17 protein-coding genes are annotated in these 14,449 nt (G+C 35.9%); 12 read left to right on the top strand and 5 right to left on the bottom strand.

Going from position 1 to position 14,449, the window contains the following annotated elements; translation table 11 throughout:
* Positions 1-153 precede the first annotated feature (153 nt).
* The gene (gene metK / locus MKX53_RS12250) at positions 154-1,350 is read left to right on the top strand and encodes a methionine adenosyltransferase (protein ID WP_093536790.1); all 1,197 of its coding nucleotides are present in this window, start codon (positions 154-156) and stop codon (positions 1,348-1,350) included.
* A 161-nt stretch (positions 1,351-1,511) separates the two neighbouring features.
* Here the strand turns inward: metK and MKX53_RS12245 are convergent, their stop codons facing one another.
* Positions 1,512-2,024, bottom strand: coding sequence for a gamma carbonic anhydrase (locus MKX53_RS12245; RefSeq protein WP_340911588.1), 513 nt, complete (start codon positions 2,022-2,024; stop codon positions 1,512-1,514).
* Positions 2,025-2,132: 108 nt separating this feature from the next.
* Between MKX53_RS12245 and MKX53_RS12240 the strand changes: the two genes are divergently transcribed.
* The 9 genes from MKX53_RS12240 (at position 2,133) to MKX53_RS12200 (ending at position 9,028) form a co-directional block, all read left to right on the top strand.
* Positions 2,133-2,924 carry an alpha/beta hydrolase gene (locus tag MKX53_RS12240; protein WP_340911586.1) on the top strand — a complete coding sequence of 264 codons (792 nt, stop codon included), beginning with the start codon at positions 2,133-2,135 and terminating at the stop codon, positions 2,922-2,924.
* A 125-nt stretch (positions 2,925-3,049) separates the two neighbouring features.
* Positions 3,050-3,472: an SRPBCC family protein gene (locus MKX53_RS12235; protein ID WP_340911584.1), complete on the top strand. Its 423-nt coding sequence runs from the start codon at positions 3,050-3,052 to the stop codon at positions 3,470-3,472.
* Positions 3,472-3,804, top strand: a complete 333-nt coding sequence (locus tag MKX53_RS12230) for an ArsR/SmtB family transcription factor (RefSeq protein ID WP_340911582.1) — start codon at positions 3,472-3,474, stop codon at positions 3,802-3,804. Before MKX53_RS12235 ends, MKX53_RS12230 begins: the two co-directional genes overlap by 1 nt.
* 178 nt (positions 3,805-3,982) lie before the next feature.
* Positions 3,983-4,750 carry a hypothetical protein gene (locus MKX53_RS12225; protein WP_340911579.1) on the top strand — a complete coding sequence of 256 codons (768 nt, stop codon included), beginning with the start codon at positions 3,983-3,985 and terminating at the stop codon, positions 4,748-4,750.
* Positions 4,747-5,112, top strand: a complete 366-nt coding sequence (locus tag MKX53_RS12220) for a GntR family transcriptional regulator (RefSeq protein ID WP_093536796.1) — start codon at positions 4,747-4,749, stop codon at positions 5,110-5,112. Before MKX53_RS12225 ends, MKX53_RS12220 begins: the two co-directional genes overlap by 4 nt.
* Positions 5,109-5,810: an ABC transporter ATP-binding protein gene (locus MKX53_RS12215; RefSeq protein ID WP_340911577.1), complete on the top strand. Its 702-nt coding sequence runs from the start codon at positions 5,109-5,111 to the stop codon at positions 5,808-5,810. The genes MKX53_RS12220 and MKX53_RS12215 overlap by 4 nt, the downstream gene beginning before the upstream one ends.
* Before the next feature lies 1 nt (position 5,811).
* On the top strand, positions 5,812-6,717 hold the full coding sequence (locus MKX53_RS12210; RefSeq protein ID WP_340763004.1) for an ABC transporter ATP-binding protein: 906 nt from the start codon (positions 5,812-5,814) through the stop codon (positions 6,715-6,717).
* The gene (locus MKX53_RS12205; protein WP_093536799.1) at positions 6,710-7,645 is read left to right on the top strand and encodes an ABC transporter permease; all 936 of its coding nucleotides are present in this window, start codon (positions 6,710-6,712) and stop codon (positions 7,643-7,645) included. Before MKX53_RS12210 ends, MKX53_RS12205 begins: the two co-directional genes overlap by 8 nt.
* A gap of 60 nt (positions 7,646-7,705) precedes the next feature.
* Positions 7,706-9,028 (top strand): NAD-dependent malic enzyme, encoded by a 1,323-nt coding sequence (locus MKX53_RS12200; RefSeq protein ID WP_340911576.1) that lies wholly within the window; start codon positions 7,706-7,708, stop codon positions 9,026-9,028.
* Between the two features lie 16 nt (positions 9,029-9,044).
* Here the strand turns inward: MKX53_RS12200 and MKX53_RS12195 are convergent, their stop codons facing one another.
* Both MKX53_RS12195 and MKX53_RS12190 read right to left on the bottom strand, forming a co-directional pair.
* On the bottom strand, positions 9,045-9,587 hold the full coding sequence (locus tag MKX53_RS12195) for an isoprenylcysteine carboxyl methyltransferase family protein (RefSeq protein ID WP_340763002.1): 543 nt from the start codon (positions 9,585-9,587) through the stop codon (positions 9,045-9,047).
* A 1-nt stretch (position 9,588) separates the two neighbouring features.
* Positions 9,589-10,671 (bottom strand): type III polyketide synthase, encoded by a 1,083-nt coding sequence (locus MKX53_RS12190; RefSeq protein WP_340763001.1) that lies wholly within the window; start codon positions 10,669-10,671, stop codon positions 9,589-9,591.
* A gap of 407 nt (positions 10,672-11,078) precedes the next feature.
* Here MKX53_RS12190 and MKX53_RS12185 point away from each other — a divergent pair, with 407 nt between their 5' ends.
* Positions 11,079-11,546 (top strand): hypothetical protein, encoded by a 468-nt coding sequence (locus tag MKX53_RS12185; RefSeq protein ID WP_340911575.1) that lies wholly within the window; start codon positions 11,079-11,081, stop codon positions 11,544-11,546.
* A gap of 67 nt (positions 11,547-11,613) precedes the next feature.
* Here the strand turns inward: MKX53_RS12185 and MKX53_RS12180 are convergent, their stop codons facing one another.
* Both MKX53_RS12180 and MKX53_RS12175 read right to left on the bottom strand, forming a co-directional pair.
* Positions 11,614-12,186, bottom strand: coding sequence for a class I SAM-dependent methyltransferase (locus MKX53_RS12180; RefSeq protein WP_340911574.1), 573 nt, complete (start codon positions 12,184-12,186; stop codon positions 11,614-11,616).
* The gene (locus MKX53_RS12175; protein ID WP_340911571.1) at positions 12,183-13,142 is read right to left on the bottom strand and encodes a TIGR01212 family radical SAM protein; all 960 of its coding nucleotides are present in this window, start codon (positions 13,140-13,142) and stop codon (positions 12,183-12,185) included. Before MKX53_RS12175 ends, MKX53_RS12180 begins: the two co-directional genes overlap by 4 nt.
* A gap of 121 nt (positions 13,143-13,263) precedes the next feature.
* Between MKX53_RS12175 and MKX53_RS12170 the strand changes: the two genes are divergently transcribed.
* On the top strand, positions 13,264-14,448 hold the full coding sequence (locus MKX53_RS12170; RefSeq protein ID WP_340911568.1) for an MDR family MFS transporter: 1,185 nt from the start codon (positions 13,264-13,266) through the stop codon (positions 14,446-14,448).
* Position 14,449 lies beyond the last annotated feature (1 nt).

Raw genomic sequence — 14,449 nt, 5'->3', positions numbered from 1 at the left:
GTCCGAAACGGCTTCAAGTTAACTTCAATGCATTTAACTTACATGTACTATTATGTGAAGAAAATGCATGAAACATTTTGAATGGCTTGACATGGGAATGAGTACCGTATCAATTCTTGAGAGAAATCTCGCGGGATATAGGAGGAACAATCTATGACACAACGTCGATTATTTACGTCAGAATCAGTGACAGAGGGACATCCAGATAAAATTTGTGATCAAATCTCTGATGCAATTCTAGATGCAATTCTAGCAGAAGACCCAAATGCTCGTGTAGCTTGTGAAACGAGTGTAACAACAGGGTTAGTATTAGTTGCTGGAGAAATTACTACATCTACTTATGTAGATATTCCTAAAGTAGTTCGTTCTACTATTAAAGAAATTGGTTATACACGTGCGAAGTATGGTTTTGACTCAGAAACTTCTGCTGTGCTAACTTCTATTGATGAACAATCACCTGACATTGCACAGGGTGTAGATCAAGCGTTAGAAGCAAGAGAAGGATCAATGAGCGATTCTGATATAGATGCAATTGGAGCAGGAGACCAAGGCTTAATGTTTGGTTATGCATGTAATGAAACTCCAGAGCTTATGCCGTTACCAATTAGTTTAGCGCATAAACTAGCTCATCGATTGGCACAAGTCCGTAAAGATGAAACTTTAGATTATCTTCGTCCAGATGGAAAAACACAAGTAACTGTAGAGTATGATGAGAACAATAATCCGGTTCATATCGATACAATAGTTATATCTACTCAACACCATCCGGAAATTACGTTAGAACAAATTCAAAAAGATATTAAAGAAGTAGTGATCAATCCGATTGTTCCTACAAATTTAATAGATGAAAATACAAAATACTTTATCAATCCAACTGGACGCTTTGTAATTGGTGGACCACAAGGAGATGCTGGTTTAACAGGACGTAAAATTATCGTAGATACTTACGGTGGATACGCTCGTCATGGTGGGGGAGCATTCTCTGGTAAAGATCCAACAAAAGTAGACCGTTCTGCTGCATACGCTGCACGCTATGTTGCTAAAAATATTGTTGCCGCTGGTCTTGCTGATCGTTGTGAAGTACAACTTGCTTATGCAATTGGTGTAGCTAAACCTGTTTCCATTGCTGTAGAAACTTTTGGTACTGGAAAAGTAGAAGAAGTGAAATTAGTTTCATATATTCGTGAACTATTCGACCTTCGTCCAGCAGGAATTATTAAAATGCTAGATCTACGCCGTCCAATATACAAACAAACTGCTGCTTATGGTCACTTTGGTCGTACAGACATTGATGTGCCATGGGAAAAAACAGATAAAGCTGCACAATTAAAACAAATGGCTGGATTATAATAGTATGAACAAAAAAGGCTTTCCTATAAGGGAAAGCCTTTTTTCATGGGGAATATAATAAGAATTGATCAATGGATGCCAATAATCGATCGATTGAGTCATAAAATCGATCGATGAAAGTTATTAATCGATCAATCAAGACAAATAATCACTAACAAATGTTATTTTTGAAGGGATTTATAGTATTGTCCTTTTTCTACATATTCTCGGATAATTCTTTGGACATCGGCCTTATCTTCATCGTTTAGCTCACGAACGACTTTTGCAGGGCTTCCTAGTGCCAAAGAATTGGGAGGTACCTTCTTGCCAGGAGGTACTAGACTACCTGCTCCGATGAATGCACCTTCTCCAATTTCAGCTCCATCTAAAATAATGGATCCCATCCCTATTAATGCACCTTTACGTATTGTGCAACTATGTAAAGTGACTTGATGTCCAATAGTTACTTCGTCTTCTATAATGAGTGGATTATTTGGACTTTGATGCAGACAACTTAAATCTTGTATACTAACTTTACTTCCAATAATAGTAGGAGCAACATCCCCTCTAATTACCGTATTAAACCAAATTGTAGTCTCTGGACCGATTGTCACATCACCTGTAATTGTGACATAATCAGCTATAAAAGCAGAGTCGTCTATAATTGGTGTTTTCCCTTTATATGGATAAATCATTTAACATACGCTCCTTTTGAAAATAGATTATAATTAATGGTAACAGACATACAGTTTGAATGAAAATATATACCGTGGAAATGCAAGGAAGAAAAGAGGTTTGTTTATATGTGGAAATGGGAAACAGAAGGAAAGCCAAAAGCCGTAATAGTTATTGTTCATAGTGCATATGAACATCATAGAAGATATGCTTGGTTAATCGAAAAGTTGAGAAGCTCCAACTATCATATCGTTATGGGTGACTTGCCCGGTCATGGAGAATTAAAAAAATCAAAAAATATTCATGACGAATCCTTCGAACTATATAAGAACTACATTAAACAAGCGATGCAAGTGGCAGTTTCATACGACCTACCTATATTTTTAATGGGGCATGGCCTTGGAGCAACCTTACTTATTAAAGTTTTACGAAAACTAGATATTGAATATGCGGGAGTAATATTGACATCTCCATGGCTCCAACTTCAAAAACTCCCTTCCAAATGGACCAATACACTAGCCAAGTTGTCCATACCGCAGAAAATCAATCATGATATTCAATTAAATGAGTTAACGAGAAATTATGAGGTAATTCAACAATTTGTATCTGATCCTACTTATAGTACCTTTATTTCAACAGAATGGTACAAGGAGCTTCAAACACTCCTAAAAACAGTAAATCAATCGGAAATCTCTATTCCAAATAAACCAATTCTCGTTATGACTGGTGAACGAGATAAGATTACCGAGACAAATGCTGTAGCAAGATGGTTGAAGAGGCAGGAACTTTCTGAATATCAATATAAAGAATGGAAAAATTGTTTTCACGACCTCTATCACGAACCAGAGCGAGAAGAAATCTTTACTTACTCTCAGTCATTTATTAATAATGTGTTAACGGATATAGGCTATATTGTTTAAAACTAAAACTCTCTTCTACTAAATTGTAGAGGGGAGTTTTGTGCGGATTGACATAACACCTTTTGGTTCTATATAATATGACACCTAAGAGTTTCACATTTATGTAGTAAAGGAGAAATTTAAAAGTGAAAAATAATTTACCTGATATAACGCAAACAGTTTTAGTAGAAGCACCAATTCAAAAAGTATGGAACTATGTCTCCACTGCGGAAGGAATTTCAGCTTGGTTTATGTCCAATGATTTTCAAGCTCGAGTTGGATTTGAATTTACTATCCAATCACCATTTGGGCCATCCCCTTGTAAGGTACTTGAAATAGACGAACCACATAAACTTTCTTTTCAATGGGATACAGATGGTTGGTTTATAACTTTTCTTTTGAAAGAAATTGGTTCTCAAACTGAATTCACATTGATTCATGGTGGATGGAAGGAAGCAGACTCTATTGTACCGAAAGCTAAAAAGTCGAATGCTGATGTTCGTGATACAATGGCGCAAGGTTGGAATGGAATTGTACAAAATAAATTTAAACAAGTAGTTGAATCTTAATGAGTGAATCGCTCAAAAAAGTAGATGTTTTTCAAGCTATTGCTGATCCAACGAGGAGAGACGTCCTTCGACTATTAGCAAGTAAAGAGAGATCCATTGCTGAAATTACTTCTAATTATGATATGAGCAGAACAGCAATTGTTAAACATCTAAATGTTCTAACGGAAGCCGGTCTAGTCACAGGTCAAAAGTTAGGCAGAGAAAAAGTGTATCATTTAAAGCTGGAGCCATTGACGGAAGTGAAGCAGTGGTTGGACTATTATGAACAATTCTGGCATAACAAACTTTCTAAATTAAAGTTCTTAGTTGAAAATGAAGACGAAGATAAATAACAGAAAAACAACCCCGTCAATTATACTGACGGGGTTTCATTGTATATAAGCAACATACTTTTTGTGCTCTTTCTGATAATTTAATTAAAACACTTGAAAATAAGAATATTCCATTATATAGTATTAGTGTACTATATAACTAATACACTAATATACTGTTAATAAAGGAGTTGGAAAATTGAAGGGATTATTATTAAAGGAATGGGCTCTGTACAAGTCGTGGCTACTTGGTTCAGCTGTAATGAGTTTGGGTGTTGTTTTCATTCTTCCGATATTATTGGAGAAATATCTAGCATCTGTTCAAAACGTACAGGAAATTAGAATGGGATTAATGTTTATAATGCTTGGTTTTAGTATTGTAAATCTCCTAGTCCAGTTTAATAACTCATTAAATACGGACAATGGAAAAAAAGATACGTGGTTACATAATCCAAATTCAATGCACACGTTGATTGGTGCTAAAATTTTGTTTAGCCTAGGAGTATATTTTATTGGAAATATATTCATTACGACAGCTGGCATCTATTTCTTGTCCGATATGATAATTGGTAGCTTTGCTCAGATGCTTTATCTTCAAATTTTATTGCTAGTTGTATTGCTAATAGCGGGTATTATTTTAACTATTATTTGGCTATTATTTTGGACATTGTATGTAGAAGGTAAATACTGGATTGGTAAATTTTCTGTAATTCTGTCTTTAGTGGTTTTCTTGTTAGTTGCTAGTTTTTTACCGAAAGTACTTAGTTTTCTTTCTATTGATAAGTTATTAATGCAAGGTGAAGTATCTTTAAAATTTTTAGGTACTTACTTACCTGAGTCTGCTTCAAGTGATTTCACCCTGGATATAGGTTCAATTTATATAGTGGAAGAAATTTTTATGTGGATTATTTTTATTCTGTTATTTTGGCTTACTTGTAAATGGTTGGAGAAGGTGGTAACGAGATGACACAGCATTTCACTCGTGACAAACCTATTTATAGCCAACTCGTAGATATAATCTGTGGGGATATTTTAAAAGGAAATTTACAGCCTGGTGACAAAATGCTATCTGTTCGAGAATACTCATTGGAGGTTGGTGTTAATGTCAACACTGTACAACGTGTATATAAGGAGCTTGAGATGATGGGGCTAACAGATACTAAGCGTGGTCAAGGTACCTTCATTACAACAGAGGAAGGGCGAATTCAGCATTTGCGAGAGGATATGAAAGTTGAATTGGTCACTCAATTTATTCAGTCTATTGCAGCGTTTGGTTTTTCAAAAGAAGAAATCATTCAAATTTTGCAAAGAAAGGAAGAGAGTAAATGATTCAACTTCAACATGTCTCGTATAACTACCAAAGACAGGAAGTACTAAAGGATATATCACTTTCTTTTCCAATCGGGCAGATAATAGGTATAGCTGGGGAGAATGGCAGTGGGAAATCTACTCTACTGAAAATAATTGCTGGTATACAAAGACCAAGAAAAGGAACTATTTCTCTTTACAATGAGTCCTTATCTAGGAGACATGCAGCTGACATAGCGTATTTACCTGATATGGATTTGTTTTATAGCTTTTATACAACTAAGGAGCTTTTCACATTCTATGCATCTCAGTTTTCGGATTTTTCTATTCATAAGGCATTAGAAGTAGCCAATTTTTTAGAAGTAGATGTAGATGTGAAATTGAAAAAGCTGTCAAAAGGAAATCGTGGTAGGGCAAAAATGGCAGCCACACTTGGTAGAAATACTGCCTACTATGTAATGGATGAACCATTTTCTGGGTTGGATCCAATTGTACGTGAATCATTGATAAAGGGGCTCATTCGCTATACAAATATGGAGGAGCAATCCATCATTTTATCAACGCATGAATTACATGAAGTCGAGCCTATACTCGATCAACTAATCGTCTTAAAGCAAGGAAAAGTAATTGCCCAGGATGATTTAGAAACAATCCGTTTTGAAACCAATCAGGATGCAGTGAGCTGGATGAAATATGTAACGAAAGAGAAGGTGAATTGAAGTGTCAAAACCAATTGTTGAATTAAAAAATGTTACGAAGATTATTAAAGGAAAAACACTTATTGATAATCTGTCACTAGAGTTATTTCCAGGACAAATTACTGGATTTTTAGGACCGAATGGGGCTGGTAAAACAACAACTGTTCGTTTAATGACAGGTCTTATGCGTCTAACTAGTGGAACAATTACAATTGAGGGTGCATCTATAGCAGATGATTACGAAAAGGCAATTTCGAATGTAGGGGTAATTGTAGAAAATCCGGAAATGTACAAATATATGTCGGGATACAAGAACCTAATTCATTTCTCTCGAATGCACAAAGATGTCTCAAAAGAGCGAATTGATGAAGTAGTTAAACAAGTAGGTTTAACAAAGCGTATTAATGAGAAAGTATCGACGTATTCCTTGGGGATGCGGCAGCGATTAGGATTAGCACAAGCACTACTGCATGATCCTAAATTCTTAATACTAGACGAGCCAACAAACGGTTTAGATCCTGCAGGAATTCGAGAGTTCCGGACGTATCTTCGAAAAATTGCCGTGGAAAATAACGTTTCTATATTCGTCTCTAGTCATCTTTTATCAGAAATAGAGTTAATGTGTGATAGGGTTGCTGTTATTCAAAATGGTAAGCTGATAGATGAACGGATGATTCAAAGCGATGAAAAGGCACGTATGAAGCTTAAGGCTGAGCCATTCGAATTGGTAGAAAACTATCTAAGTTCAAATGACTATGTATTTACAACGCAAGAAGGGGTATTTTTACTTGAGTTAAAAGAGGATAAGGTACCTGATCTTATCAATGAATTAGTTGCACAACAGGTTCAAATATTTGCTGTTTCAGCCGTGCATGAAACACTTGAAGAGCAATTCCTTCAAATGACAGGAGGCGGTCAAATTGTTTAATTTGATACAGAATGAATGGATGAAGTTATGGCATAAAAAAGGCACATGGGCAATTTTAGTTATTTTACTATTAGTTATTATCGGTGTTGGTGTGTTAGATAAAGTATTTATGGAAGAAGTGAATGACTCAGATTGGAAACAGGAACAACAAGCTATGATTACTGACGCTAATACACAGCTTCAAACTCCAGATTTAGATGAATGGTCCATCCAAATGTATGAGGAACAAAAAGAAATGGCGCAGTATCGCTTAGACAATAACGCAGCACCTCAAGTGAACCAAAGCATGGAGGGGAATATGGCATTTGGGGCATCTATAATGGTGCTAATAACATTATTGACTGTGATTCCAGGTGCGTCGATTGTATCGCAGGAATTTACAGATGGTACGATTAAGATGCTTTTAACGAGACCGGTTAGTCGTTTTAAAGTATTAACATCTAAACTAATAACGATATTCTTATTTGGATTTACTTTAATATTAGTGACAATTGTTCTTACAACTGTAATTGGATTTATCTTATTTGGAACAGCTACTGGGGTTGATTTGACTATTGTTGATGGAGTAGTGCAACAGACAAATACGATGAAAGATATATTCTTAACGTACGTGTATTCTCTAGGGGATTTCACTATGTCTATCCTTTTTGCATTCTTTATCGGAACGGTATTTAGTTCACCTTCTATTGCAATAGCTTTGTCTATGTTATTTTTAATGATGGGACCTATGATTATTATGCTTTTGCAAAAGTATATACCAGTGGAATATATCTGGTTAACACATTCAGACTTAACACAACATCTGAGAAAAGAATTTTTTATAGAAGAAACTACTCTCTTTATGTCACTAGCTGTCCTTGGAGTTTACGCAATAATATTTATAGCATTAAGCTTCATGACATTTATTAAAAGAGATGTCAAGGCATAGGTATGCTATTTATGTTATAATTTGTTGGTTGAAAAAGAGAATAGAGTTAGGAGATTTAACATGCAAAGCCAACATATTATTCGTAACATTATTGTAGAAACACCTTCAAAACCTGGAAATTTTGCTAAAGTCGCAACTGCAATCGGTATGGCAGAGGGAGATATCGGGGACATTACTACTCTTAAAAGTGGTGCGTTAACAACTATTCGAGATATTACTATTACTTGTAAATCAAAAACCCAATTAGATCAAGTGATTTCCAATATAGAATCGATTGATAACGGCGTGAAAATTCATGCTGTAACTGATGATGTACTAAAGGCGCATGAAGGCGGTAAAATTGCGATGAAGAGCAGACTAGATGTTCGTTCTCTTCGCGATCTTCAACGTATTTACACACCGGGTGTAGCATCGGTTTGTATGGAGATTTTACACAATCCAGAAAAAGCGAACTATTTTACTTCCATTGGTAGTTCTGTTGCTATTGTAACGGATGGAACTGCTATTTTAGGTCTAGGGAATATAGGGCCTGTTGCAGGGATGCCAGTTATGGAAGGAAAAGCGGTACTGCTAGACCAATTTGTTGGATTAAGTGGAATACCAATATTATTAAATACTAGCGATCCAGATGAGATTGTGGAAACAGTCAAACATATTCACAAAGGTTTTGGAGCAATTTTACTGGAGGATATTGGCTCTCCACATTGCTTCGAGATTGAAGAAAGATTAAAAGCAGAACTATCCATACCGGTTATGCATGATGACCAACATGGTACAGCCGTAGTAGCACTTGCTGCAATATTGTCTGCTTGTAAAGCTACTAACGTGGATATTAAACATGCAAAAATCGGACAGATTGGACTTGGTGCCGCAGGCTTAGCAATTTGTCGTATGTTAATGGCATATGGAGTAGAGGAAGTTTACGGTTTAGATAGACAAGAAGCTGCACAAGAGCGTTTAACTAGTTACGGTGGAAAAACTTCAGAATCATTAGAAGCGATAATGGAAAAATGTGATATTATTGTTGCTACAACTGGAGTTTCTGGCCTTATTAAAGCTGAGATGGTTCGAGAAGGGCAAATAATACTAGCATTATCAAACCCAAATCCAGAGATTTTACCATCTGATGCAATTGCGGCAGGAGCAGCATTTGCAGCGGACGGACGCTCGGTAAATAATGTTATCGGATTCCCAGGTATCTTCAAGGGAGCTTTAGATGCTGGCGCAAAAGAGATTACTTATCCAATGTTAATCGCTGCGTCATTAGCAATTGTTAAGCATACTAAACCAGGTGAACTGATTCCAAACCCGTTGGATCCAACATTGCATCATTTAGTTGCCAGAGCAGTAGAAGAAGCTGCCAATAAAGAAATGACTAAATAAGAAAAGAAGATTTCGGCTATGATGCCGAAATCTTCTTTTTAAATTTGTCTTCATAGTTAGTGACTTCCCGCAAAGCTTTTTCTTCTGTAGGAATCCGGACAGAGAGCATCGCCAGATTTAAAAGGGTAAAAGCTATAGCCGTAAAATATGCTTGGAACATGAGTGGCAATAAAACAATCTCCACACAAACAACTACATAGTTTGGATGTCGCATGAATGTATAGGGACCACTTTTAACAACATTTGCATCTGGTAAGATGATTATTTTTGTATTCCAAAAAGATCCTAAAGAGGTCAAACACCACACACGGAGCAATTGAACAAATATAAAGAGTAGCAGAAATACTGGGAACAAAGGAGATAGACCTCGTTCAAATACTAAAACTTCTGCTATCAAACTTATAAAAAAACAAACATGCATTGCAACCATAAATGGATAATGAGATGCTCCCACTTCATAAGCCCCTTGTGCAAGCATTCTTTTTTCATTGCGTTTTGCAACAGCCACTTCAATAAGTCTCTGAATAATCACTAGTGAGATAAGGATGAAGAATAACAAACTAATCCCTCCAATTTAATAATATAGCTTCCCCACAAAAACCAGGTCCTAATGCTACTAGTAAACCTAATTCATCATTTGAGCGTTGTTTCTTCATAAACTGCTCTAGTACATAAAGAACCGTAGGAGACGACATATTCCCATGCTTCTTTAATACATCACGTGAAATATTCGTATGTTCTTCTGTTAATTGTAATGTTTGTTCATATGCTTGTAATACTTTTTTACCACCTGGATGGGCCACAAAGTTCGCTAGTTGCTCCTTCTTAATATGTTGCTCACTTAAAAATTCATCTATAAAGGGTCCTAACCATGTAGAAATGATAGAAGGTATACTTTTAGAAAATACAACATGCAATCCATTATTTTTTATATCCCAACCCATTACATCTTCAGAATCTGGCATCCATTTAGAAGCAGTTGCGGTAATATGAGGAACTGATTTTGTTGTTGCCAGCTTTGCCTCATCTCCACAAACTAATGCACAAGCGGCTCCATCTGCAAACAGCGAAGCTCCAATTAGGTTACTCTTTGAAAAGTCATTTGGTTGAAAGGTTAAACTACAAAGTTCTATGCAAACTACTAATACTTTTGAGGTGGGATGCGCCTTACAATAATCGAATGCTCTACTTATCCCTGAGGCACCACCGGCACAGCCTAATCCCCATAGTGGAATCCGTTTCATACGATCTGAAAAGGGAAGATGATTCATGACTCTGGCATCGATACTCGGGGTAGATATACCAGTACTACTAACAAAAAATATGGCATCAATTTCACTAGGATGCAAGGGAGTTTCTAAAAACTCATTACTATTTAAACAACGCTGTATTACTTCCACACTATATTGTGTGGCTAACTCAATATACAAATTATTACGTTCTTCAAAGCTATGTTCACTTTGGTGCCATTCTAAAGGCACGCAAAAATGGCGAGTTTGAATATCTCCATTTTCAAACACCTTTAATAGTCTGTTCAATTGGGGAATCTTATCATGAAATAGTTCTTTTGTTAGATTCTCAATGTTTGATTGTTCCAAGGAATATGGAGGGTTATATGTACTAATCGAAGCAATTTTCGGCATGAAGTGTCTCCTTTAAATTTATTCTCATTAAGCTTTAGGGATTTCACAAGCTATGTCATATTACATTTTCTTTTCTTAATAACTTGCCCTTGTTACTACTATATATGCAACTATGTGCTATAGAGGGTCGCTAAAGAAAAATCGCTTGGAAAGGATTATGTAAGCTCTCATATTATTAATATCATTATGTTTCCCTAAATATTCTAATAATAAACTGTAATATCTTATGTAGGAAAAAGATTAGGATTTAGTTTTACATATAGTTTTCTTTAAAAGGATTATTACATGGGAAAAAAGAATATATATTCATAAGGGGTAGTATGCGGTTCATCTGGCATCTCTTTTAGCAGTTGGGAAGAAAAGGGCATAGCTAAAATCAGCATTTTTGAAAACGGAGGGCATGACACATGTTAGAAAAAGAATTGCTCGATGAAAAAGACAATCGTAAGTATTTTGTATATATGACAAATCGAAGTCCACATTTTCCAATGTTCGAGGATCAGTTAAAGAATATAGAGAATCGGATGTACGAAGAAATTGATATGGGTTACACAAATCTTTGGGTGATGAAACGTATCGGTATTTTAAAAGAACAAAAATGGACTTACTTTCCTGAAAATGACTTAGAAGTAATTGAAAACCCCGGGCATAATCAAGAAGAAAAGCATAATTATTATACATTTTTATTTTTAAAGATGGATGCAGATTCACCGTTTTTTCTTTATTCTTCATTTGAAAAAGTAATTAGTTTTAGCACACTCGAGGAAGCTGTGGAAAATGCTACTGAACTATTGAAAAAGAAAAGTTCTTACTATCCAAACCGTGTATTTTATGTGTTGTGTGGAAAATTACTCAAAAACTATACATGGCACTAATGATAAAAAGAGCTCATTTCATAACTGAATTTGAGCTCTTTTTATGGTTGTCTTAAAAAGACAGTGTCTATATAGACTTTTTCATCTTTTCAATTGCAATGATAAATGGTGGATTGTTTTGTTGGTTTAAGAATTGATAGCTTAATACATGAGCAAATGATTGAGGTAATTGTTGAACATAGCTTAGTAAAGCCTCTTTTTCTTCTTTACCTCCGGGGTGACCGTGATAAACGACTAGTACGATCATTCCACCAACTTTGAGAAGTTGTAGTAACGATTCAATAGCTTGTAATGTAGAATTACCCGTAGTAATAATTTCATGGTCACTTCCAGGTAAATAACCTAGATTGAATATGGCTGCTGAAACTTCTTGTTGGATATAAAGGTGTAGGTTTTCATGCCCATCTTGAATTAATGTCGCTAGCTCTAATCTATTTGCTTCTTCTAATCTGTCGCTAGTTGCTTGAATAGCTTCGGCCTGGACATCAAAAGCATAAACATGTCCATTTTCACCAACAAGCTCGGTTAAAAACAAGGTGTCGTGTCCATTCCCTGCAGTTGCATCTACTACAGTATCTCCTGGTTCAACCGTAGACATGAGCAATTGTTTCGCAAAAGGTAATACTCTTTTTAGTTTCATTTCATTACACCACTTTTTTCATAATGTTTTCCTTGATAACTTTCTCGTGAAGCAAGTTCCGCATCTATCCCGTTTAATACATCCCATTTATTTACACTCCACATTGGTCCAATCATTAAGTCAATGGGGCCATCTCCAGTTATACGCTGAACGACCATCTCAGGAGGCAAAACTTCTAGCTGATCAGCTACTAGCTGAATATAGGGGTCACGCTCCATGAACTCTAACATTCCTTTTTCATACTGTTTAACCATTGGTGTTCCTTTTAACAGATGAAGTAAATGTATTTTTATCCCTTGAACATCGAGTTTGGCAACTTCTCTAGCGGTTTCCATCATCATGTCTCGGTTTTCTAAGGGTAGCCCGTTTATAATATGCGTACATATAGAAATTCCATGTTTTCTTAATTTATTGACTCCTTCTATATAAGTAGGGAAGCCGTGGGCACGGTTTACTAAATTAGCAGTTCGCTCGTGAACTGTCTGTAGTCCAAGCTCTATCCATAAAAATGTTCGTTTGTTGAGCTCAGCTAGGTATTCAACTACATCATCGGGTAGACAATCAGGTCTTGTCGCAATAGAAATCCCTATCACACCTTCTAAGGCCAATGCAGCTTCAAATTTTTCTTTTAAAACAGGGAGGGGGGCATGTGTATTCGTATAAGCTTGGAAATAAGCTATATATTTTCCGTTTTTCCATTTCTCATGCATGTTTGTTTTAATCTTTTCGAATTGCACTGGTATAGGATCTACTTTATCGCCAGCGAAATCTCCACTACCTGCGACACTACAAAAAGTACAGCCGCCAAAAGCGACAGTACCATCTCTATTTGGACAATCAAACCCCGCATCTAAAGCTATTTTGAAAATCTTCATGCCAAATCTATCTCTTAAATGTCGATTCCATGTATAATACCGTTTCCCATCTGAAGGGAATGGAAAGTTATTTTCATTCATATTCTTCACTCCTTAACAGGATTATTTTAACATGACTTTGAGAAGTTTGTTCTAATCTTCTTGAAGTGCTATTTGAAAAGGAATACAATATTCTGAGTGCAATAGAAATGGGGTGTTACAATTGCCAAAAGCAGTATGGTTTTTAATAATTGGAATGTTTATCAATACAATGGGAAATTCTTTTTTATGGCCATTACATACAATATATATGCATGAGCATTTAGGACAAACACTAACGATGGCAGGATTCGTGCTAATGATTAATGCTGGAACTGGAGTTATTGGTAACTTACTTGGTGGTTACTTATTTGACAGAATAGGTGGATATAAATCTATTATGTTCGGAATTATATTGTCAATGATTTCTCTTGTGCTTTTAACTTTTTGGCATGGATGGCCAGAATATATATGGTTTGTGGCAATTTTAGGTTTTAGTGGTGGTATTATTTTCCCTAGCATGTATGCGTTAGTAGGTAGTGTCTGGCCCGAAGGTGGTCGTAAGGCGTTTAATGCTATATATTTGTCCCAAAATTTAGGAGTGGCTCTTGGTCCAGCCGTGGCAGGATTGGTTGCAGATCATAATATTAATAATATTTTTCTAGCAAATTTATTGACTTATGTATTATTTTTAGTGGTTGCAGGCGTCTATTACCGCAAAATGGGACTTGCTCCAAATATTAATGCTTCTGTACTGAAAAGTTCTAAAAAAATCAAACAAAAAGCACCGTTTTATGCGTTGTTAATTGTCACTATCGGTTATATGTTTACATGGGTAGCTTATGTACAATGGACTTCTACCATTTCTACTCATGTGTTGGATTTAGGTATAACATTAAAACAATATAGTTTACTATGGACTATAAATGGCGGACTCATATTGGCAGCTCAGCCACTTATAAAGCCAATTATAAATAGATTGGAGCATAAGATAAAAACACAAATGATTCTTGGCATTGCTATATTTATGGCGTCATTTGTTGTTGTTTCTTATGCGGAAGATTATACAATGTTTATCGTTGCAATGGTGATCCTGACACTCGGGGAGGTATTTATCTGGCCAGCAGTACCAACATTGGCTGGACAGTTAGCACCGAAAGGGAGAGAAGGATTTTATCAAGGTATAGTGAATAGCATGGCTACTATTGGAAGAATGATTGGTCCGTTAGCTGGAGGTATTTTAGTAGATGTATATGGTATTCAAGCCATGTTCTTTGTTTTAACTTTGCTAATAGGGTTAGCAATAATTCCTACGCTTTTATATGATCGACCACTGAAGAAAGCAGAGCTGGAGAAGGAAGTGATTTAGT

The sequence above is a fragment of the Psychrobacillus sp. FSL K6-4615 genome (assembly GCF_038008225.1).
Taxonomy (GTDB): Bacteria; Bacillota; Bacilli; order Bacillales_A; family Planococcaceae; genus Psychrobacillus; species Psychrobacillus psychrotolerans.
This window is presented reverse-complemented; position numbering and strand designations above follow the sequence as displayed.

Bases quoted from the DNA above. Each gene is read 5' to 3' on its own strand.
- MKX53_RS12230 (WP_340911582.1), top strand. From the start codon at position 3,472: ATGAGTGAATCGCTCAAAAAAGTAGATGTTTTTCAAGCTATTGCTGAT.
- MKX53_RS12190 (WP_340763001.1), bottom strand. From the start codon at position 10,671: ATGCCGAAAATTGCTTCGATTAGTACATATAACCCTCCATATTCCTTG.
- MKX53_RS12240 (WP_340911586.1), top strand. From the start codon at position 2,133: ATGTGGAAATGGGAAACAGAAGGAAAGCCAAAAGCCGTAATAGTTATT.
- MKX53_RS12180 (WP_340911574.1), bottom strand. From the start codon at position 12,186: ATGAAACTAAAAAGAGTATTACCTTTTGCGAAACAATTGCTCATGTCT.
- MKX53_RS12200 (WP_340911576.1), top strand. From the start codon at position 7,706: ATGCAAAGCCAACATATTATTCGTAACATTATTGTAGAAACACCTTCA.
- MKX53_RS12220 (WP_093536796.1), top strand. From the start codon at position 4,747: ATGACACAGCATTTCACTCGTGACAAACCTATTTATAGCCAACTCGTA.
- MKX53_RS12215 (WP_340911577.1), top strand. From the start codon at position 5,109: ATGATTCAACTTCAACATGTCTCGTATAACTACCAAAGACAGGAAGTA.
- MKX53_RS12185 (WP_340911575.1), top strand. From the start codon at position 11,079: ATGTTAGAAAAAGAATTGCTCGATGAAAAAGACAATCGTAAGTATTTT.
- MKX53_RS12175 (WP_340911571.1), bottom strand. From the start codon at position 13,142: ATGAATGAAAATAACTTTCCATTCCCTTCAGATGGGAAACGGTATTAT.
- metK (WP_093536790.1), top strand. From the start codon at position 154: ATGACACAACGTCGATTATTTACGTCAGAATCAGTGACAGAGGGACAT.
- MKX53_RS12245 (WP_340911588.1), bottom strand. From the start codon at position 2,024: ATGATTTATCCATATAAAGGGAAAACACCAATTATAGACGACTCTGCT.